At 72.2% G+C, this 19092-nt stretch carries 21 protein-coding genes and 1 pseudogene; 11 read left to right on the forward strand and 11 right to left on the reverse strand.

The window, feature by feature from the left end:
• From J7E94_RS35010 to J7E94_RS35020, 3 genes and pseudogenes are all read right to left on the reverse strand, one after another.
• The coding region (locus J7E94_RS35010) for a hypothetical protein (protein ID WP_251057338.1) at positions 1 to 255 on the reverse strand (255 nt) is incomplete at its 3' end.
• A gap of 121 nt (positions 256 to 376) precedes the next feature.
• Positions 377 to 709, reverse strand: a pseudogene (locus tag J7E94_RS36080) (glutamate 5-kinase); the annotation flags it as partial.
• 317 nt (positions 710 to 1026) lie between these two features.
• Positions 1027 to 1344 (reverse strand): transposase family protein, encoded by a 318-nt coding sequence (locus J7E94_RS35020; protein ID WP_251057340.1) that lies wholly within the window; start codon positions 1342 to 1344, stop codon positions 1027 to 1029.
• A gap of 511 nt (positions 1345 to 1855) precedes the next feature.
• On the opposite strand from J7E94_RS35020, the gene J7E94_RS28170 reads away from it, so the two are divergent.
• The 7 genes from J7E94_RS28170 (at position 1856) to J7E94_RS28200 (ending at position 8048) form a co-directional block, all read left to right on the forward strand.
• A complete protein-coding gene (locus tag J7E94_RS28170) occupies positions 1856 to 2701 on the forward strand; it encodes a HipA family kinase (protein ID WP_215019622.1) in 846 nt (281 codons plus the stop codon).
• Positions 2698 to 3081: a DUF3037 domain-containing protein gene (locus J7E94_RS28175; RefSeq protein WP_215019623.1), complete on the forward strand. Its 384-nt coding sequence runs from the start codon at positions 2698 to 2700 to the stop codon at positions 3079 to 3081. Before J7E94_RS28170 ends, J7E94_RS28175 begins: the two co-directional genes overlap by 4 nt.
• A gap of 319 nt (positions 3082 to 3400) precedes the next feature.
• Positions 3401 to 4162 carry a 3-oxoacyl-ACP reductase FabG gene (gene fabG / locus J7E94_RS28180; protein ID WP_215019624.1) on the forward strand — a complete coding sequence of 254 codons (762 nt, stop codon included), beginning with the start codon at positions 3401 to 3403 and terminating at the stop codon, positions 4160 to 4162.
• A 28-nt stretch (positions 4163 to 4190) separates the two neighbouring features.
• Entirely contained in the window at positions 4191 to 4952 is a 762-nt protein-coding gene (locus J7E94_RS28185; protein WP_215019625.1) for an SDR family oxidoreductase, read from the forward strand.
• Between the two features lie 152 nt (positions 4953 to 5104).
• Positions 5105 to 6688, forward strand: coding sequence for an ABC transporter substrate-binding protein (locus J7E94_RS28190; protein WP_215019626.1), 1584 nt, complete (start codon positions 5105 to 5107; stop codon positions 6686 to 6688).
• Between the two features lie 100 nt (positions 6689 to 6788).
• Complete coding sequence (locus tag J7E94_RS28195; protein ID WP_215019639.1) at positions 6789 to 7457, forward strand: uracil-DNA glycosylase; 669 nt, start codon at positions 6789 to 6791, stop codon at positions 7455 to 7457.
• Positions 7458 to 7553: 96 nt separating this feature from the next.
• Positions 7554 to 8048 carry a hypothetical protein gene (locus J7E94_RS28200; RefSeq protein WP_215019627.1) on the forward strand — a complete coding sequence of 165 codons (495 nt, stop codon included), beginning with the start codon at positions 7554 to 7556 and terminating at the stop codon, positions 8046 to 8048.
• A gap of 5 nt (positions 8049 to 8053) precedes the next feature.
• On the opposite strand, the gene J7E94_RS28205 is transcribed toward J7E94_RS28200, so the two are convergent.
• Both J7E94_RS28205 and J7E94_RS28210 read right to left on the reverse strand, forming a co-directional pair.
• Positions 8054 to 8596 carry a hypothetical protein gene (locus J7E94_RS28205; protein ID WP_308345489.1) on the reverse strand — a complete coding sequence of 181 codons (543 nt, stop codon included), beginning with the start codon at positions 8594 to 8596 and terminating at the stop codon, positions 8054 to 8056.
• A gap of 80 nt (positions 8597 to 8676) precedes the next feature.
• Entirely contained in the window at positions 8677 to 9201 is a 525-nt protein-coding gene (locus tag J7E94_RS28210) for a DinB family protein (RefSeq protein ID WP_215019629.1), read from the reverse strand.
• Positions 9202 to 9285: 84 nt separating this feature from the next.
• Between J7E94_RS28210 and J7E94_RS28215 the strand changes: the two genes are divergently transcribed.
• Complete coding sequence (locus tag J7E94_RS28215) at positions 9286 to 10191, forward strand: Gfo/Idh/MocA family protein (RefSeq protein ID WP_215019630.1); 906 nt, start codon at positions 9286 to 9288, stop codon at positions 10189 to 10191.
• On the opposite strand, the gene lnt is transcribed toward J7E94_RS28215, so the two are convergent.
• The 5 genes from lnt to J7E94_RS28240 all read right to left on the reverse strand — a co-directional run bounded on the left by lnt (position 10136) and on the right by J7E94_RS28240 (position 14251).
• A complete protein-coding gene (gene lnt, locus J7E94_RS28220) occupies positions 10136 to 11710 on the reverse strand; it encodes an apolipoprotein N-acyltransferase (RefSeq protein ID WP_215019631.1) in 1575 nt (524 codons plus the stop codon). The two genes, J7E94_RS28215 and lnt, sit on opposite strands and share 56 nt — an antisense overlap.
• Before the next feature lie 56 nt (positions 11711 to 11766).
• On the reverse strand, positions 11767 to 12234 hold the full coding sequence (locus tag J7E94_RS28225; RefSeq protein ID WP_215019632.1) for a nuclear transport factor 2 family protein: 468 nt from the start codon (positions 12232 to 12234) through the stop codon (positions 11767 to 11769).
• Between the two features lie 70 nt (positions 12235 to 12304).
• Positions 12305 to 12481: a hypothetical protein gene (locus J7E94_RS28230; protein ID WP_215019633.1), complete on the reverse strand. Its 177-nt coding sequence runs from the start codon at positions 12479 to 12481 to the stop codon at positions 12305 to 12307.
• Between the two features lie 114 nt (positions 12482 to 12595).
• A complete protein-coding gene (locus J7E94_RS28235; RefSeq protein ID WP_215019634.1) occupies positions 12596 to 13474 on the reverse strand; it encodes an undecaprenyl-diphosphate phosphatase in 879 nt (292 codons plus the stop codon).
• 48 nt (positions 13475 to 13522) lie between these two features.
• Positions 13523 to 14251 (reverse strand): TVP38/TMEM64 family protein, encoded by a 729-nt coding sequence (locus J7E94_RS28240; protein WP_215019635.1) that lies wholly within the window; start codon positions 14249 to 14251, stop codon positions 13523 to 13525.
• Between the two features lie 409 nt (positions 14252 to 14660).
• On the opposite strand from J7E94_RS28240, the gene tuf reads away from it, so the two are divergent.
• The 3 genes from tuf to J7E94_RS28255 all read left to right on the forward strand — a co-directional run bounded on the left by tuf (position 14661) and on the right by J7E94_RS28255 (position 17670).
• Positions 14661 to 15842, forward strand: a complete 1182-nt coding sequence (gene tuf / locus J7E94_RS28245) for an elongation factor Tu (protein WP_215019636.1) — start codon at positions 14661 to 14663, stop codon at positions 15840 to 15842.
• 95 nt (positions 15843 to 15937) lie between these two features.
• Positions 15938 to 16783, forward strand: a complete 846-nt coding sequence (locus J7E94_RS28250) for a patatin-like phospholipase family protein (RefSeq protein WP_215019637.1) — start codon at positions 15938 to 15940, stop codon at positions 16781 to 16783.
• A 95-nt stretch (positions 16784 to 16878) separates the two neighbouring features.
• A complete protein-coding gene (locus tag J7E94_RS28255; RefSeq protein WP_215019640.1) occupies positions 16879 to 17670 on the forward strand; it encodes a spermidine synthase in 792 nt (263 codons plus the stop codon).
• A 163-nt stretch (positions 17671 to 17833) separates the two neighbouring features.
• Here J7E94_RS28255 and J7E94_RS28260 read toward each other — a convergent pair whose 3' ends face one another.
• Positions 17834 to 19069: an MFS transporter gene (locus J7E94_RS28260; protein WP_251057346.1), complete on the reverse strand. Its 1236-nt coding sequence runs from the start codon at positions 19067 to 19069 to the stop codon at positions 17834 to 17836.
• Between the last annotated feature and the right edge of the window lie 23 nt (positions 19070 to 19092).

The following is a 19092-nucleotide window of genomic DNA, read 5'->3' on the forward strand; positions in this document are numbered from 1 at the left end:
CCATTTGCCGGTCGGTCTAAGAGCGTTGCAACCAGCGTCACGATTCCGCACGCCGCGCCCATAGCGCACACTTTTCCAATGGCAGTGCGCAGGGCGCTGACCTGCGGTTTTCTTCCACCTGTTTTGACTAGATCGGTCCTGCAGGGCGCGTACGACACAGTCCGCGTCGGCGATCACCACGGGCACGCCCGCCAAGGTGGCGATCCAGGCCGCGCACAGCACGGCGCCGGCGAGCCGCTCGATCTCCGGGGTCATGACGGCGACTTCGGGGATCCGTCGGGCCCGGTGGCCCCGGCCGGAGTCGCCCTCGTACAGCCCCCGGCGCATCGGTGAACAACAGCAGCCGGGCGGCCTTCAGCGAAGCCGCGACCAGGGCTGCGAGGACATCGCTGTTGCGGACCATGACGGCGTCGTTCTCATGGACGACCGGCACCAGCCCGGAGCCGAGGGCGTCATCCAGGACCGTCCGGGAGCTGTCGCGGTGCTCCGCGCCGGTGAGGTCGAGCGGGGTGAGGAGGATCTGCGCCGCGATCAGCCCTCGCTCGCCGAGCGCCGCGCGGAGGGACCCCATGAGCAGGCCTTGCCCCACGGCAGCGGAGAGTTGCCGGGCCGCCGGGGCGTGCGGGATGCCCGCCGAGGCCAGCCGGGCGGCTCCGACGTCGACGGCGCCGGAGCCGACGAGCACGGGCTGGATGCCGTCGGCGCGCATCCGTACGACCGCGTCGGCGAGAGCGGTTCTTCAACCAGAAAGCGGACGTGGCCGCGCTGGGTGTGGAGCGCGTCGGCCGTGACGGTGACCCCGGTGAGGCCGTAGGGCTCCAGCAGCGCGGCGAAGCATGTGATCTCATTCGTCTTGTCGGGAACGCGCAGTTGGGTGACGGCCCAGCCGTCGCCGGTCATCGCGGCCAGGAAACGGGGCGGGCGAGGTGCCGTGCCGGGAGCCGCGGGCGGCCTTGCCGTCCACAACCAGTGAGTCCGAGCCGGCGGGATCAGCGCCGGTCAGATCAGCCAGGCTGCCCGGGCAGGCTAGGGCGATGCCCCGGCGGATCGTTGCGGCGCTTGGAGGGTCCGGGGTACGCCGAGCGCGCCGTCGGCGTGGGCGCCCAGACGGGCCAGGGCGTGCTGCGGGGCGCTCGCGGCACACTGGCCGATAGCCGCGAACGACTGCGCGCCGGCAACGACCGCGGAGGCGGCGATCAGCAGCACCGCCACGAGCGGGTGACGTACCCCGCGACGCTGCCACGGATCCGGCAGTAGCCGCAGCCGCTCCACCAGTGGCGGTCCCACCACGCTGCCCAGGACCGGCGACTTGGCCAGGCAGACGGTGGCAGACCTGTGGCGCATCGAAGCCCCGGTGGATCAAGGTGACTTGGGACGGTCAACCCGCCCAATCGGAGCTTCGTTGCGTTCGTTACGGGCCGGCCCGGGCCCCTTGCGCCGCTGCGACCTGCGGACCCATGCACTTGTGGGGCCTTTGAAGCGCCCCTGGTTCGCGGACTGGTGCGGGCTCTGTGATCAGGTCCTGAGGTGGCGCCACGGCCCTGGTTGAAACTCTCCAGATTCTCCCCAGGGCTGATTGCGGGCCGCACTGCGGCCGGACTCGATCTGACTTACACCTTAGAATTGAAAGGAGGGGTGCGCGATTGCCTGGGAATAGGGCCGTAGAAGTAGCTGCGCCTTGCCCCATGCGCCCCTGCGGGAGGATGATCCGCCCTCCCGGTATCCTCGCTCCGGATGATCTCGGTACGTGCGGTCGGAAACTCCCCAGTGTTGATGGATGGGGGCTCGTGAAGGGCGCGCTCATATCTGGGGGCACCTTGGATGTCCAGGCCTGTGGGACATGTAGCCTGGGAAGATGTTGACAGAAGTCACCGCGACCCGCTATGTCACGCCCCTGCGCGAGGGGGGCTCGCTTCCCGGTGTCGTCGAGGCCGACGACCTCGGCATATACGTCATGAAATTCACCGGAGCCGGCCAGGGCCGCAAAACCCTCGTCGCCGAAGTCATCTGCGGCCGCCTGGCCCAGCGGCTGGGACTGCGGGTCCCACGGCTGGTGCAGATGCAGCTCGACCCCGTCATCGGGCTCGGCGAGCCCGACCAGGAGGTGCAGGAGCTGCTCAAGGCCAGCGGCGGGCTGAACCTGGGCATGGACTACCTGCCCGGCTCGATCGGCTTCGACCCGCTGGCCTACCAGGTGGACCCGGTCGAGGCGGGGCGCGTGGTCTGGTTCGACGCCCTGATCAACAACGTCGACCGGTCCTGGCGCAACCCGAACATGCTGGTCTGGCACGGGGACGTCTGGCTCATCGACCACGGCGCCACGATGATCTGGCACCACAACTGGCCCACTGCCGAGGCCGCGGCGGCCAAGCCGTACAACGCCTCCGACCACGTACTGGCCCCCGTGGGCCCGGACATCGCGGCCGCCGCGGCCGCGCTCGCGCCGCTGGTGACCGAGGAGCTGCTCACCGAGGTCGCGGCCGATGTGCCCGACGAGTGGCTGGTGGACGAGCCCGGCTTCGACTCCACCGACGCGCTGCGGCGCGCCTACGTGGAGGCGCTGCTGCCGCGCGCGGCCACGATCCACGAGAGGATCTCGCTGGAGGCCGAGGTGAAGGCCCCGCAGAAGCCGCCGGGCTGGCTCACTGACCACCTGACGGAATGGCCCCACAAGACCAAGAAGAAGAGCGACGGCGAGTGACCAAGCGGGACGTGTTCGAGTACGCGCTGGTGCGTGTGGTGCCCCGGATGGAGCGCGGTGAGTGTTTCAACGCCGGTGTGATCGTCTACTGCCGGGCCCATGCGTACGTGGCGGCGCGCACCCACCTCGACGAGGCGAAGCTGCTCGCGCTGGATCCCGGGGCCGACGTGGCCGGGGTGCGGGCGGCTCTGCACGGGGTCGAGGGCGTGTGCGCGGGCGGCGAGTCCGCCGGCCAGGCGGCGGGGGATGACGCGGGACGGCGGTTCCGGTGGCTGATCGCTCCGCGGAGCACGGTGGTGCAGCCGGGGCCGGTGCACACCGGCCTGACGGCCGATCCTGCCGCGGAGGTGGAGCGGCTGCTGGCCCTGCTGGTCCGCTGACCGGGTCCCGCCGGTGATCGGGCGCGGCGGCGTTGCCGGGGGCTGTGCCCGCGAGCCCCCGCCCCTCACGCGCCGGCGGGGCTGAACGTGCCCCCCGGCGGCTCGAATGCCGACGGGGCGGAAAGTTCCCCTGCCACCTCAACAGCGGCGCGGCGGAAGGCGCCCCGGCGCCGCAAGCAGCGGTGGGGCCGAACACGCCTTGGCGGGCGCTGGGGGGCGTTGACACCGGGTGCCAGGGATCCTAGCGTCTCCTCAGCTGAAGCTACTAAGCGGTTGCTCACCTCTGGGCGGCCGTCTCTCAAGGGCGAGGAGATCCAGCATGTCCACCACCGAGCAGCGCGTCGCGATCGTGACCGGGGCGGCCCGGGGCATCGGCGCGGCCACCGCCGTACGCCTGGCCGCCGAGGGCCGGGCCGTCGCCGTACTCGACCTCGACGAGGCGGCCTGCAAGGACACCGTGGAGGCGATCACCGCGGCCGGCGGCAAGGCCCTGGCGGTCGGCTGCGACGTCTCCGACGGCGCGCAGGTGGAGGCGGCCGTCGCGCGCGTCGCGAGCGAGCTCGGCGCTCCGACCATCCTGGTCAACAACGCGGGCGTGCTGCGCGACAACCTGCTCTTCAAGATGAGCGAGACCGACTGGGACACGGTCATGAACGTGCACCTGCGCGGTGCCTTCCTGATGTCGAAGGCCTGTCAGAAGTACATGGTGGAAGCCACGTTCGGCCGCATCGTCAACCTCTCCAGCAGCTCGGCGCTCGGCAACCGCGGCCAGGTCAACTACTCCGCCGCCAAGGCCGGCCTGCAGGGCTTCACCAAGACCCTGGCCATCGAGCTCGGCAAATTCGGCGTCACCGCCAACGCCGTCGCCCCCGGCTTCATCGTCACCGAGATGACCGCCCAGACCGCCGCCCGCGTCGGCATGGGCTTCGAGGACTTCCAGGCGGCCGCCGCCACCCAGATCCCCGTCCAGCGCGTGGGCCGCCCGGACGACATCGCCAACGCCATCGCCTTCTTCACCGGCGAGGCCGCGGGCTTCGTCTCCGGCCAGGTCATGTACGTGGCCGGCGGCCCGCTCAACTGACGCGATCACGAGAGGCAGGGCGTACGTCATGACGTACAACGGCATCGACAGCGGCAAGGTCGCGCTGATCACCGGGGCGAGCCGGGGCATCGGCTACGGCATCGCCGAGGCGCTGGTCGCGCGCGGCGACCGGCTCTGCGTCACCGGGCGCAACGAGGAGACCCTCAAGGAGGCCGTCGAGCGGCTCGGCTCGGACCGGGTGATCGGGGTCGCCGGCAAGGCGCACGACGAGGAACACCAGGCGGTGGCCGTCGAGCGGACCATGGAGGCCTTCGGCCGCGTGGACTTCCTGATCAACAACGCCGGCACCAACCCGGTCTTCGGCCCGATCGCGGACCTGGACCTCGGGGTCGCGCGCAAGGTCTTCGAGACCAATGTGATCTCGGCGCTCGGCTTCGCCCAGCGGACCTGGCACGCCTGGCAGAAGGAGAACGGCGGGGCGATCGTGAACATCGCCTCGATCGCCGGCGTCTCCGCCTCGCCCTTCATCGGCGCGTACGGGATGAGCAAGGCCGCCATGGTCAACCTCACCCTCCAGCTCGCCCACGAGATGGCCCCCGGGGTCCGGGTCAACGCGATCGCCCCCGCGGTGGTCAAGACGAAGTTCGCGCAGGCGCTCTACGAGGGCCGGGAGCAGGAGGCCGCGGCCGCCTATCCGCTCGGCCGACTCGGCGTCCCGGAGGACGTCGGAGGGGCCGCGGCGTTCCTCACATCTGCACAAGCGGAATGGATCACCGGGCAAACCCTGGTCCTTGACGGAGGAATGTTCCTCAATGCCGGGGTGCACTGACCGATAATCGGACGGATTTGCCTCCCGGAGGATGGCAAATGCATACCGAATGTGCACGGAACCGGTCAAGTGCCCCACGAAACCTCCCCCTTGGATTCGTGGGGCACTGCGGTAGGGTCTGCCGCACCCCTGGCTGATCGAGGAGCGTGCACGTGTTCAACCGGACCAGATGCCTGCAGATCACTGCGGCCCTTGCGTCCATATCCCTGCTCGCCGGTTGCGGCCTGCTTTCGGACGACAGCGCCGACGACGCGAAGCCGATCGTCGTCGGCACGACGAGCGCCCCGAGCATCCTCGATCCCGCTGCGGCATGGGACGGCTCCTGGGAGCTGTACCGGAACGTCTACCAGACGCTGCTCGCCTTCCCCACGGGCTCCAGCAAGCCTCAGCCGGACGCGGCCCAGAGCTGCGAGTTCACGGACTCGGGCAGCCAGGCGTACCGGTGCACCCTGCGCAAGGGCCTGAAGTTCTCCAATGGTGAGGCGCTCGACTCCAAGGCGGTCAAGCACTCCCTCGACCGGATCAAGACCATCGGCTCCAAGGTCGGCCCGAAGGACCTCTTCGGCAGCCTGGAGAGGATCGAGACCCCGGACCCGCTGACGGTCGTCTTCCACCTGAACACCTCGGACGCCACCTTCCCCTTCGTCCTCGGCTCGCCCGCCGCCTCGCTGGTCGCGCCCAAGGAGTACCCGGCCGACAAGGTGCGCGAGGACGGCAAGGTCACCGGCTCCGGCCCGTACGTGCTCGACTCCTACAAGGAGGGCTCCGAGGCCGTCCTGGGGCGCAACGAGAGCTACACGGGCTTCGCCAACCGCCGCAACAACGCGGTCACCATCCGCTACTTCAGCGACTCCCAGAAGATGGTCTCCGCGCTCAAGGCGAAGGAGATCGACGCCACCTACCGAGGCCTGTCGGCCGCGGAGATCCGGGACCTGCAGACCCCCGAGGCGCACGCGCTCGGCGTCCAGGTCGTCGAAAACGTCGGCGCCGAGATCCGCTACCTGGTCTTCAACCCCAAGGACCCGGCGGTCGCCAAGCTGCCGGTGCGCCAGGCCATCGCGCAGCTCGTCGACCGCGGGGCGCTCGTCTCCAAGGTCTACCAGGGCACCGCCGAGCCGCTGTACTCGATGGTCCCGAAGGGGGTCGTCGGCCACAAGACGCCCTTCTACGACAAGTACGGCCACGCGGACGTCAACAAGGCCAGGAAGATCCTGAGGGACGCCGGGATCAACCAGCCGGTCGAGCTGACCTTCTGGTACACCACCGACCGGTACGGCTCCTCCACCGCCGAAGAGTTCACCGAGCTCAAGCGGCAGCTGGACGAGAGCCTGCTCTTCAAGATCACCCTCCGCAGCCAGCCCTGGAAGACCTTCCAGGAGGGCTACAAGGGCCAGGAGTACCCGGTCTTCGGCCGCGGCTGGTTCCCCGACTTCCCGGACCCGGACAACTTCATCGCGCCGTTCGTCGGCAAGGAGAACGCGGTCGGCACGCCGTACGAGCCCGCCCCGATCCTGAACGAACTGCTGCCCAAGACCCGCCGTGAGGGCGACCGCTCGGCCGGTGTCCACGAGTTCGAGCAGGCGCAGCAGATCTTCGCGGAGGACGTCCGGCTGCTGCCGCTGTGGCAGGGCAAGCTGTACGTCGCCGCGGGCGAGGACATCGCCGGCGGGGAGCGGGCGCTCGACCCGCAGACCGTCTTCCAGATGTGGGAGCTGTACCGCAAGACCAGCTGGTAGCGGTGGAGCGGGGGCCCGCGCCCGCGGCGTTGTCAGTGGGCACCGGTAGGTTCAGGAGCAGTTGAACGAACTTGTACCGGAGGTTGTCGCCGTGACCCAGATGCTGCCCGAGTCCTGGCTCCCCGTCCTCGGCGGGGAGCTGGACCAGCCCTACTTCAGGGAACTCGCAGAGTTCGTCGAGAAGGAGCGGGCGAACGGGCCGGTCTACCCGCCCCACGACCAGGTCTTCGCGGCCCTGGAGGCCACGCCCTTCGACCAGGTGAAGGTGCTGGTCCTCGGCCAGGACCCCTACCACGGCGCCGGCCAGGGCCACGGCCTGTGCTTCTCCGTGCGGCCCGGGGTCAAGACCCCGCCCTCGCTGAGGAACATCTACAAGGAGATGAAGGAGGAGCTGGGCCTTCCGATCCCGGACAACGGCTATCTGATGCCGTGGGCCCGGCAGGGCGTCCTGCTGCTCAACGCGGTGCTCACCGTCCGCGAGGCCGAGCCCAACTCGCACAAGGGCAAGGGCTGGGAGAAGTTCACCGACGCGGTGATCCGCGCCGTGTCCGAGCGGTCCGACCCGGCCGTCTTCGTGCTCTGGGGGGCCTACGCCCAGAAGAAGATCCCGCTCATCGACGAGGAGCGGCACGTGATCGTCAAGGGCGCCCACCCCTCGCCGCTGTCTGCCAAGAAGTTCTTCGGCTCCCGGCCCTTCACGCAGATCAACGAGGCCATCGCGGCGCAGGGCCATGAGCCGATCGACTGGCGGATCCCGGACCTCGGCTGACGAAGCCCCGCGCCTCGGCGGCAATGCCGGTGCCTCCGGCTAGCTTCTTGATGATCAGACCGGAGCAGGTCTGGCAGGAGCAAGCCGGAGGCCGCCGTGACGGAGCAGCAGGAGGCGTCGGAGGACGCCGTCATGACCAGGATCGGCCAGGCGGTCATCCTGCTGCACGCCGGCGACCGCGAGGAGGCCCGCAACCGGCTCGGCGCGATCTGGTCCGAGATCGGCGAGGAGGGCGCCTCCCTGCACCGGTGCACCCTGGCCCACTACATGGCCGACGCCCAGGACGACCCGGCCGACGAACTGGCATGGGACCTGAGGGCGCTGAGCGCCGCGGAAGCGCTGGAGGACGGGCCCGGCCCCGCGATGCTGGCGTTCTACCCGTCCCTGCACCTGAGCCTGGCCGCCGACTACGTCAAACTCCGCCGGCCGGAGGCGGCCCGGATCCACCTGGCCCGGGCCCGCGCGGCCACCGGCGCACTGCCCGACGACGGGTACGGGCACCGCGTGCGGGGCGCCATCGCCCGGCTGGAGCGGAGCCTGGCCGTGGAACCGGGCGGAGGGCCCCGGCCGTTCCCGGAGCAGTCCCCGTGAGCCGGTCAGTTCCCCTGGACGCCCGCGCAGATGCGGGCCTCCGGGCTGTCCGGGTGCCACCGCCCGTGCCGACGGCCCAGCGCGCACACGTCGGCGGGCCGCACCGGCAGCTCCTTCACCAGCTCCCGCTCGGCCTTCGCGCCGGGCCGGGGGCGGTCCCGGCGGCCGCCGGGACGGCCCGAGGCCCTCTCGGAAGGCTTCCGGGGCTCGGGGATGTCCAGAACCGGCGGCGCGGCCTCCACGGGCCCGCCGGGGGCCTGCTGCGCGGCCGGCTGCGCGGACCCGCGCGCCGGGGCGGCGGCGGAGGCGGCGGCCGTGGGCTGAGGGGGCCCCTCCGGGGCCGACTCCAGCGCCTCCAGGGCGGGCGCCCGGACGATGACCGGGGCGGCTCCCGGACCGCCGCGCGGCCCGTGGTGCGGCGGCACCCCCGCGGCGGGGGTCGCCGCCGGCTGCACGGGGCCGGGGTTCACATGCACACAGCCGGAGACGGCCGAGACGGCACAGGCGACTCCGAGCAGCAGCGTTGTCGTGGTTCGGGTTGGATGCACCCGCGCAACTCTGCTGGGCGAGGACCGCGTTGTGGAAACCCTGAGCCCATATTCACCCCGCACGGGTGACGGGCGACCCCCTATTCGCCGGTGGCACCGTCGATGTGCTCGCGCAGGAGGTCCGCGTGGCCGTTGTGGCGCGCGTACTCCTCGATCATGTGCGTGTAGACCCAGCGCAGGCTGAAGACCTCGCCGCGGTGGTGGCTTTCCGCCTGCGACACCAGGTCCAGGGACCGGCCCGCGGCGGCCTGCCGGGCCAGCTCGACCTCGGTCTGCCACACCTGCTCGGCCTGGGCCCAGGTGTCCTTGTCGGTGAAGTGGAAGTCGCCGTCCACGTCCTCGCGCGTGGAGTACAGCTCCGGGAGGTCCTCGCCGAGCATGATCTCCCGGAACCAGTACCGCTCCACCTCGGCCATGTGCCGTACGAGTCCCAGCAGGCTCAGTTCGGAGGGCGCGAGCGGGGTGCGGCGCAGCTGCTCCTCCTGGAGTCCCTCGCACTTCCAGGCGAGGGTGGCGCGATGGTAGTCGAGCCAGCCGCCGAGCATCTCGCGCTCGTCGGCGGTGGTGGAAGGCTCGTAGCGGTGTGATCCGGAGGTGGTGGTCATGAGGGCCATCCTCGGCGAACCGGGCCTGCTCCACCAGGGATTAAGCTGCGGGCGTCCCACAAGGAACGAACCAGGAGGCTCCCGGTGAAGGTCGGCTGCATCGGACTCGGCGACATCGCGCAGAAGGCGTACCTGCCCGTCCTCACCACCCGCCCGGGCGTCGAGCTGCACCTGCAGACGCGTACGCCCGCCACCCTGGAGCGGATTGGCGCCTTCCACCACATCCCGGCCGCGCGCCTGCACACCGATCTCGACGCGCTGCTCGGCCAGGGCCTCGACGCGGCCTTCGTGCACGCCCCGACCTCCGTCCACCCCGAGATCGTCACGCGGCTGCTGGAGGCCGGCGTGCCGACGTACGTGGACAAGCCGCTCGCCTACGAATTCGCCGAGTCCCAGCGGCTGGTGGAGCTGGCCGAGGAGCGAGGGGTCAGCCTCGCCGTCGGCTTCAACCGGCGCCACGCGCCCGGCTACGTGCAGTGCGCCGACCACCCGCGCGACCTCATCATCATGCAGAAGAACCGCGTCGGGCTGCCCGAGGACCCCCGCACCCTGGTCCTGGACGACTTCATCCACGTCGTCGACACCCTGCGTTTCCTGCTGCCCGGCGAGGCCGATCACGTCGACGTCCGGGCCGTGGTGCGCGAGGGGCTGATGCACCAGGTGGTGCTCCAGCTGTCCGGCGCCGGTTTCACCGCGCTGGGCATCATGAACCGGCTGTCCGGTTCCACCGAGGAGATCCTGGAGGTCTCCGGACAGGACACCAAGCGACAGGTCGTCAACCTCGCCGAGATCATCGACCACAAGGGCCAGCCGACCGTGCGCCGCCGCGGGGACTGGGTGCCGGTCGCCCGCCAGCGCGGCATCGAGCAGGTCGTGGACCACTTCCTGCAGGCCGTCGTGGCGGGCAAGACGCTCAGCGCGCGGGACGCGCTGCTCACCCACGCGTTGTGCGAGCGGGTGGTGAGCTCGGCTCTGGAGCAGGCCTCCTGAGCGCACGGACGCCCTGCGCGGCGCAGTAGGCCGCCAGCGCCGCGAGGGCCGCGGCCACCGGCCAGTCCCCGTACCGGACGTAGAGGGTCGTGCCGCGCGAGAGCGGGACCTCGTACACCGCCGCCGTGCTCGCGGAGGTGGGCAGGGCGGCTCCGATCCGCTCCCCGGACGGACCGTGCACCGCGCTGATACCGGTGAGGGTGGCGTGCAACACCGGGCGGCCGTCCTCGGCCGCGCGCAGCGCCGCCAGCGAGGCGTGCTGGGCCGGGGCCCAGCTGTCCTGGAAGGTGGAGGTCGCCGATTGGGCGACGAGGAGGCCGGCGCCGTCGCGGGTCAGGTGCCGGCTCATGTCGGGGAAGGCCGACTCGAAGCAGACCAGCGGGCCGAGGCGGACACCGGGCCTGCCGTCCGGGCGGGCGGGCAGGTTCATGACCACCGGGCCGTCACCGGACACGCGGTCCTCGCCGGCCGCCTTGCCGACGGCGGTGGCCCAGCCGAGCAGGGACCGCGCCGGTACGTACTCGCCGAAGGGGACCAGCCGCATCTTGTCGTACCGGTCCCCGGTGGGGCCCTCGGCGCCCACGAGCACCGCGCTCTTGCGGATCCCGGGGCCGTCCGCCCGCCGCGCGTCCACGTTCACCAGCAGCGGAGCCCCGACCTCCGCGGACAGTGAGGCCAGCCGGCGCGCCAGGTCCGGCCGGGCCGCCAGGTCCTCGCCGACACTGCTCTCGCCCCACACCACCAGGTCGACCCGCTGCCCGGCCAGGGTCCGCGTGAGCCGCTCCCCGGTCGCGAACCGCTGCTCCGGCCCGGACGTGCCGTCGCCGGCCTCCGCCACCAGGCCCGGCTGTACGACGGCCACGCGCAGCCCGCCCGACACCTCGGGACGCGGCACCCACAGCCACACCACCCCCGTCAGCACCGCGCACCCCGTCACCCCGGCCAGTGCCGGGACCCGCGCCCCGGGAACGGTGATCAGCAGCACCAGGGCGCAGTTCACCGCCACCACCAGCAGGCTCACCAGCCACACCCCGCCCACCGAGGCAAGCCGCAGCGCGGGCGGCACCTGCCACTGGCTCGCCCCCAGCAGCCCCCACGGCCCGCCCAGCCCCTGCCAGGACCGGGCCAGCTCCGACAGCAGCCACCCCGCCGGTACGAGGACCAGCGCGGCGCCCGCCCGGCGCGCGGCCGGGAGCCCGCCGAGCAGGTCGCGCACCAGCAGCGCCCAGGGGATCCACAGCAGGCCCAGCAGCGCGGCCACCGGCAGCAGGAACACGTGCAGACTGGGCAGCAGCCAGTGGTGGACGGCCACGATGAAGCCCGCGCCGCCGAGCCAGCCCTCCAGCGCCGCCCGCCGCCCGCTGGGGGCCGACCTCAGCAGCAGCATCCAGGGCACGAGGGCGACGTACGCGAACCACCAGAGCGCGGGGGCGGGGAAGGCGAGCGCGGGCAGAGCGCCGGCGGCCACCGCGGCCGGCGCACGCCACCGCAGGAACCACCCGCTCGGGACCGGGACCATGGCGCCTCCGCTTCCAGTGTGGCAGTGCCGGACGTACCGGGCCCGGCCGGGCGGGCTCAGGCGGACATGCGCCGCCACTTCTCGTGCACGGTGACGCGCGTGAGCCGCCAGCCGTCGCCGGTGCGGGCCAGCGCGAAGGTGTAGCGCCCCGCCGCCGAGAAGTTGGGCGCGGTGACCGTCCCGTCGGACTCCGGCCCCGCCAGCCTCATCGGATTGAGGAAGTCCGCCCGGACCTCCGCGCTGTCGCCGGGCGAACCGCCCCGGTCCTCCAGCCGGACCAGCCGGTTGACCACGAGGTGCTGACGCACCGGGAAGAGCTTCATGGTCTCGGCGAGCCAGTCGGCCACCTCGCCGACCGGGCCCTCGATGCCGCCCGCGGAGCGGTAGTCGGCCCGTCCGCCCGCCGTGAACAGGGCGCGGTACCCCGCCCAGTCGCCGTCGTCGACGGCCACCGCGTACCCCGTGACCACCTCGTCGATCGCCAGGCGGTCCATTACCGTCGCGAGGTCCACACGCTGCGTCATCGGGACAGTGTGGGGCTGCGGGGGCACGGGGCCAAGGGGGCGTGCGCCCATCGGATCCTTCCGCGGCCGGTCAGTGACCGGAATGCACCTCCCGCTGCCGGACGACCACGAGGAACGCGTCACTGTCCAGGTCCATCACCACCTCGGCCGGCACACCCTCGCGCATGCGCTGCGCGGCGTACTCCTCGGCGGGCCAGCTTCCCCGCGGACTTCCGGCCGGAAAACGCTCCAGAACCACTCGACCCATGGGACACCCCCTGCTCCTTGCCTTCAGGTCTCTCCAGGCACAACGACGCGCAGGCCGCCCGGGAACGTTCCCGAGCGGCCTGCGGTTCACGCGAAGCGGTGAGCGCGGCTGCGGCTACCCGCCCGACTCGCCGGCGTGCGGGCTCAGCACGCCCATGCCGACCAGTACGAACAGCGCGATGCCGAGCGCGATCCGGTAGACCACGAAGGGCATGAAGCTCTTGCTGGAGATGAACTTCATGAACCAGGCGATGACGACGTATCCCACGAAGAAGGCGATGACCGTCGCGAAGATCGTCGGACCCCAGGAGATGTGGCCCGGGCTCTCCACCACGTCCTTGATCTCGAACGCACCCGAGGCCAGGACGGCGGGGATGGCGAGCAGGAAGGAGTAACGGGCCGCCGCCTCACGCGTGAAGCCCAGCAGCAGGCCGCCGGAGATCGTCGCACCGGAGCGGGAGACACCCGGGATCAGGGCCATGGCCTGGCAGACACCGAAGATCAGACCGTCCTTGACGCCCAGTTCCTTGAGCGTCTTGCGCTCGCGGATGGCGCGGTGCCGGCCGCCCTCCTCGTCGCGCGCGGCCAGCCGGTCGGCGACGCCCAGCACGACGCCCATCACGACGAGGGTGGTGGCGGTCAGCCGCAGGTCGCGGAACGGGCCCTCGATCTGCTCCTTGAAGGCGAGGCCGAGGACACCGATCGGAATCGAGCCGACGATCACCAGCCAGCCCATCTTGGCGTCCTGCTCGGAGCGCAGCGCCTTGGTGAACAGCGAGCGGAACCAGGCGGAGATGATCCGCGCGATGTCCTTGCGGAAATAGATCAGCACGGCGGCCTCGGTGCCGATCTGCGTGATGGCGGTGAAGGCCGCTCCGGGATCGTGCCAGCCGGCGAACGCCGCGGTCAGCCGCAAGTGGGCGCTGGAGGAGATCGGGAGGAACTCCGTAAGCCCCTGGACGAGACCGAGGATTAGGGATTCGAACCAGCTCATGTCGGGGTGCGCTCGTCCTTGTGATCGTCGGGCAGTTCGGGTCCGATGCTAGGGCCCGTGCGAAGTGCCCATGACCACTGGGGGGTGCTCGGAGGCCTGTTCGGACGCCGCCTGGTGGATCGGGGGCGGCGCCAGCCGGTGCCGCCCCCGCCACGCGACGGCTCCGGCGACCGCCACGGAGACGACGATGAAGCCGAACGAGACGAGGAAGGCGGGCGATCCGGGGGAGGAGGCGTTGGCCCCGGCGATCACGTACGCCGCGGTGTTCGGGACGACGCCCAGCGCCGTCGCGGAGAGGAAGGGGACCCAGCCGCAGCGGGACACGGCGGCGCAGTAATTGGCCACCACGAAGGGCACCCCGGGGAACAGCCGGACGGCGAGCATCGAGCGGAAGCCGTGCCGGCTGAGCTGTCCGTCGGCCGCCTGGAGCCAGCGGCCGCGCAGACAGGGGCGCAAGGCCTCCTGGCCCATGAGCCGCCCGAGGCCGAAGGCGATCCCGGCGCCGAGCACGGTGCCGCCGACCGCCGCGACCAGGCCGAACTGGGTGCCGAAGACGGCTCCCGCGGCAAGATTGAGCAGCGGGCGCGGCACGAAGGCAGCCGCGCACACGCCGTACGCCGCGGCGAAGAACAGGACCGCCGCGCCGACCGGGAGGCCCGGGGGCCAGCCCTCCGACAGGATGCGCTGGGGCTCGTACAGCAGCACGCACACGCCGGCCGCCACGAGCAGCACGACGAGCAGCGACAGCCGCGTCCACGGCGCCAGGAGGAGGGACATCCCGGGAGACTAGCCGACGTATGCGGCAGCCCGCCGTAATCTGTGCCTCATGCTGTCGAACGGCCGGCGGCCCCCCAGGGTTCCCCTCCCCGGCCTCCCCACCCCGCTGTCCGTGCGCGAGGCCCTCAAGAACCTCTGAGCGCGCGGAAGTTCACGCGCGGAAATTCATTCGACGGACCGGGGCCGGTCCGGCAGGATCAGCGGCATGTCCCGGTACGCCTTCCTCGCAGCGCCGTCCGCAGTCGCGGACGCGCCGAAGGCTGCCGCGATCTCCTTCGAGGCATTCCCCTTCGCCGCATTCGACGGCGTACGAAGCTGACCCTTCCCGGATCGTCCGGCGGACCCCGCAGGGGGAGGGTCGGTTCGCTTCAGGGGTCCCGTTCCGGCTTCAAGCAACGGGAAGAACACCATGGCCAAGACGGCCTTCGTGCGCACCAAGCCGCACCTCAACATCGGCACCATGGGTCACGTCGACCACGGCAAGACCACCCTCACCGCCGCCATCACCAAGGTCCTCGCCGAGCGCGGGGGCGCCTCCTTCGTCCCCTTCGACCGGATCGACCGGGCGCCCGAGGAGGCGCGGCGCGGGATCACCATCAACCTCACGCACGTCGAGTACGAGACGGACACCCGCCACTACGCCCACGTCGACATGCCCGGGCACGCCGACTACATCAAGAACATGGTCACCGGCGCCGCTCAGCTCGACGGCGCGATCCTCGTCGTCTCCGCGCTGGACGGGGTCATGCCGCAAACCGCCGAGCACGTGCTGCTCGCCCGGCAGGTCGGCGTCGACCACATCGTCGTCGCCCTGAACAAGGCCGACGCCGGGGACCCCGAGCTGACCGACCTGGTCGAGCTGGAGGTCCGCGACCTGCTCACCGCGCACGGCTACGGCGGTGACGGCGCGCCGGTCGTACGGGTCTCCGGGCTCGGGGCCCTGGAGGGCGACCCCCGGTGGACCGGGGCGATCGAGGCGCTGCTCGACGCGGTGGACACATACGTGCCGATGCCGGTGCGCTACACCGACGCGCCGTTCCTGCTGCCGGTGGAGAACGTGCTGACCATCACCGGGCGCGGGACCGTCGTGACCGGCGCCGTCGAGCGCGGCAGCGTACGGCTCGGCGACCGCGTCAGCGTGCTCGGCGGCGACGGCGAGGCCGTCGAGACGGTCGTCACCGGGCTGGAGACCTTCGGGAAGCCGATGGAGTCCGCCGAGGCCGGGGACAACGTCGCGCTGCTGCTGCGCGGTGTGCCGCGCGACGGGGTGCGCCGCGGGCACGTGGTGGCCGCTCCCGGCAGCGTGACGCCCAAGCGGCGCTTCACGGCGCAGGTGTACGTCCTGTCGGCGCGCGAGGGCGGGCGGACGACGCCGGTGGCGTCCGGGTACCGGCCGCAGTTCTACATCCGCACCGCCGACGTGGTGGGGGACGTGGACCTGGGCCAGGCCGGCGTGGCCCGGCCGGGGGAGACGGTCACGCTGACCGTCGAGCTCGGACGGGACGTCCCGCTGGAGTCGGGGCTCGGCTTCGCCATCCGTGAGGGCGGGCGGACCGTCGGCGCGGGGACGGTGACGGCCGTACTGGGCTAGGGCCGGCTGGGCCGATCCTGGCCCTTCCGTGGTGGCGGCAGGACTGCTGCGGCAGACTGCCGTCACCAACGGAGTACGAAGAGGGGCGGGCGGAGATGGGCGGCGACACGGCACTGGTGCTCGGCGGCGGAGGACTCACCGGCGTCGGCTGGGAGGCCGGGATGCTGTACGGGCTCGCCCGGGCCGGCGTGGACCTCACCACTGCCGACCTCGTCGTCGGCACCTCGGCCGGCTCCGTGGTCGGCGCCCAGCTCACCTCGGGACTGCTCACCCCGCAGGAGCTGTACGAGCGCCAGCTCGGCGACCCCGCCGGGGAGCGGGCGGCCAGGCTCGGCGCCGGGCTCATCGCCCGGTACGCGGTCGCGATGGTGCGGTCGCGGGACGCCCTCGCCTACCGCAGGCGGGTGGGTGCCCTCGCGCTGGCCGCCGACACCGGCGAGGAGGCGGAGCGGCGCAAGGTGCTGGAGGCCCGGCTCGTCTCGAGCGAGTGGCCCGAGCGCAGGTTCGTGGTCACCGCCGTCGACGCGGTCAGCGGGGAGCCGGCCGACTTCGACCGGGAGAGCGGCGCCGGGCTGCTCGACGCGGTCTCGGCGAGCTGCGCGGTGCCGGGGGTGTGGCCGCCGGTGACGGTCGGCGGGCGCCGGTTCATCGACGGCGGGGTCCGCTCGGCGACCAACGCGGACCTGGCCGCCGGTTACGCGCGGGTGGTGGTCCTGGCGCCGATCGCGCTCGGTTCCGGGCTGCTCCCCTCGCCCGCCGCCCAGGCGGCGCGGCTGCGGGAGGCGGGCGCCAAGGTGCTGCTGATCACCCCGTCCGCGCAGGCCCGCAAGGTCTTCGGGCGCAACGTCCTGGACCCGGCGCGGCGGGACCCGGCGGCGCGTGCCGGGCTCGCGCAGGCGGCGGAGCACGCCGCCGAGGCGGCTGCCGTCTGGTCGGCCTGACGAGGTCTGGCCGGTCTGGCAGGGCTGACAATGGTGCGGTGAGCGACGAACAGATTCCGGTGATCCGGGACGTGGGCCAGGGCACTGCCAAGCTGATGCCGGACGTGGACCGGGAGCGGGCCTGGCTGCTGACCGTCGACGGGGCGCCGCAGTCGTACGTGGACCTCGACGATCCCGAGCACTTGGAGTTCGAGTACGTACGCCGCCTCGCGCACGTCCTGGACCACGCGGCGGAGCCGGGGCTTCCGCTGGACCTCCTGCACCTGGGCGGGGGCGCGCTGACGCTGCCGCGGTACGCGGCGGCGACCCGGCCGGGATCCCGGCAGACGGTGGTGGAGTTCGACGCGGGGCTGGTTGAGCTGGTCGCGGAGTACCTGCCGCTGCCGGAGGGCGCCGGGGTCACGGTGCATGCCGCCGATGCGCGGGCCTGGCTGGAGGGGGCGCCGACGGACAGCGCGGACGTGGTCGTGGCCGATGTGTTCGGCGGATCGCGGGTGCCGGCGCAGCTGACGTCGGTGGAGTACGCGCGGGAGGCGGCGCGGGTGCTGAGGCCCGGCGGGCTGTACGCGGCGAACCTGGCCGACGGGGCGCCGTTCGGTTTCCTGCGGGGGCAGTTGGCGAACTTCGGGGCGGTGTTCGGGGAGCTCGCGCTGATCGCGGAGCCGGCGGTGTTGCGGGGGCGGCGGTTCGGCAACGCCGTGCTGTTGGCTTCGGATGGGGGGCTTCCGGTGGGTGGGCTGGCTCGGCGGTGCGCCTCCGATGCGTTTCCTGCCAGGGTGGAGGAGGGGGAGTCGTTGGCGCGGTTCATGCGGGGGGCTGCGGTGGTGGGGGATGCGGATGCGGTGGCTTCGCCGCAGCCGCCGGAGGGGGCGTTCAGCCTGGGGTGAGCGGGCGGGTGCGGCGCCGCTTCTCCTCCAGCTACCGCTGGGAGGTGCCACCAGGGGCTCCGCCCCACATCTCGCGCCGCAAACGCCGGCGGGGCTCGAGACCGGGGCTCCGCCCCAGACCCCGCGCCTCAAACGCCGGCGGGGCTGAATGTGCCCCGCCGCCTCAAGCGCCGGCGGGGTCGGAGGTACCGGTGGCGCTGGAGGCCGTTGACAGTTCTGGGGATTTCGGGGGTGGTGGCTTGCGGGTCAGGTGGCGGACGTCCGGGACCAGGAGGACCAGGGCCGTGACCAGGATGACCAGCGTGGCGCAGCCCCAGAGGGCCGGGGTGCGGCCGAAGGCCGATTCGGCCGGGCCGGCGAGGGCCGTGGCCAGGGGGAGCATGGACACCGAGCCGAACCAGTCGTAGGCCGAGACCCGGGAGAACTTCTCCTCCGGGATCTCCTGGTGCATCGCGGTCATCCAGTTCACGCCGAACACCTCGATGGCGCTGCCGCTGACGAACATCACCGCGCACAGCCCCCACACGGGCAGGGGAACCGCAAGCCCCGCCGACGGCAGCGCCAGCGGGAACACGCACAGCGTGCCGACCAGCAGCAGCCGGCGCGGTTTCCAGGCCATCATCAGCACCGCCCCGGCGATGGTGCCCACGCCGAAGAAGGCCAGGGCCAGGCCCCAGGGTGCGGGGCCCCCGAGGCGGTCCCGCGCGACCAGGGGACCGTAGACCGCCTCCGCGGCGCCGACGACGGCCACGACCACGGAGAACTGGAGCACGATGCTCCACAGCCAGGGCCGGGTGCGGACCTCGACCCAGCCTTCGCGAAGGTCGGCCAGGAGCCCGCCGCCGGGAGCCCGGTCGGCGACGCGGCTGACGTCGAGGAAGGCCCGCAGCGCGCCCGCGAGCGCGAAGGCGGCCGCGTCCACGGCCAGCACCCAGCCCGGGCCGATCGCGGCGATCATCGCGCCGCCGAGGGCGGCGCCGCCGATGCCGGCGCCGTTCGTCGCCATGCGGAACAGCGCGAAGGCCCGGTTGGCGTGTTCACCGGACACGGTGGACAGCAGCATGCCCTCGGCCGCCGGGTTGAAGAAGGCCGTACCGGTGCCGCACAGCGCGGTGAGCAGCATCATCTGCCACAGCTGGGGGTCCCCGGCGAGGACGAGCGCGGCGAAGGCGGCCTGCGAGAGGCAGTTCAGGGCGTTGGCCGCGACCATCACGCGGTGGCGGGGCAGCCGGTCGGCGAGGGCGCCGCCGATGAGGAGGAAGAGGACGAGCGGCAGCGTACGGGCCGCCGCGACGAGGCCGACGTCGCCGCCGGAGCCGCCCGCCTCCATGACCGCGAAGGCGGCCGCGATGAGCGCTCCGTGGCTTCCGAGGTTGGTGACGACCGCCGCACCCGTCAGGAGGGTCCTACGTTGTTGGCATG

This window comes from Streptomyces sp. ISL-94 (genome assembly GCF_018614075.1).
GTDB lineage: Bacteria > Actinomycetota > Actinomycetes > Streptomycetales > Streptomycetaceae > Streptomyces.

What these genes read in the sequence shown, in the direction of transcription:
- tuf (WP_215019636.1), top strand. Translation starts at nt 14,661, where the DNA reads ATGGCCAAGACGGCCTTCGTGCGCACCAAGCCGCACCTCAACATCGGC.
- lnt (WP_215019631.1), bottom strand. Translation starts at nt 11,710, where the DNA reads ATGGTCCCGGTCCCGAGCGGGTGGTTCCTGCGGTGGCGTGCGCCGGCC.
- J7E94_RS28170 (WP_215019622.1), top strand. Translation starts at nt 1,856, where the DNA reads ATGTTGACAGAAGTCACCGCGACCCGCTATGTCACGCCCCTGCGCGAG.
- fabG (WP_215019624.1), top strand. Translation starts at nt 3,401, where the DNA reads ATGTCCACCACCGAGCAGCGCGTCGCGATCGTGACCGGGGCGGCCCGG.
- J7E94_RS28210 (WP_215019629.1), bottom strand. Translation starts at nt 9,201, where the DNA reads ATGACCACCACCTCCGGATCACACCGCTACGAGCCTTCCACCACCGCC.
- J7E94_RS35020 (WP_251057340.1), bottom strand. Translation starts at nt 1,344, where the DNA reads ATGCGCCACAGGTCTGCCACCGTCTGCCTGGCCAAGTCGCCGGTCCTG.
- J7E94_RS28235 (WP_215019634.1), bottom strand. Translation starts at nt 13,474, where the DNA reads ATGAGCTGGTTCGAATCCCTAATCCTCGGTCTCGTCCAGGGGCTTACG.
- J7E94_RS28195 (WP_215019639.1), top strand. Translation starts at nt 6,789, where the DNA reads ATGCTGCCCGAGTCCTGGCTCCCCGTCCTCGGCGGGGAGCTGGACCAG.
- J7E94_RS28240 (WP_215019635.1), bottom strand. Translation starts at nt 14,251, where the DNA reads ATGTCCCTCCTCCTGGCGCCGTGGACGCGGCTGTCGCTGCTCGTCGTG.
- J7E94_RS28225 (WP_215019632.1), bottom strand. Translation starts at nt 12,234, where the DNA reads ATGACGCAGCGTGTGGACCTCGCGACGGTAATGGACCGCCTGGCGATC.
- J7E94_RS28250 (WP_215019637.1), top strand. Translation starts at nt 15,938, where the DNA reads ATGGGCGGCGACACGGCACTGGTGCTCGGCGGCGGAGGACTCACCGGC.
- J7E94_RS28255 (WP_215019640.1), top strand. Translation starts at nt 16,879, where the DNA reads ATGCCGGACGTGGACCGGGAGCGGGCCTGGCTGCTGACCGTCGACGGG.
- J7E94_RS28185 (WP_215019625.1), top strand. Translation starts at nt 4,191, where the DNA reads ATGACGTACAACGGCATCGACAGCGGCAAGGTCGCGCTGATCACCGGG.
- J7E94_RS28230 (WP_215019633.1), bottom strand. Translation starts at nt 12,481, where the DNA reads ATGGGTCGAGTGGTTCTGGAGCGTTTTCCGGCCGGAAGTCCGCGGGGA.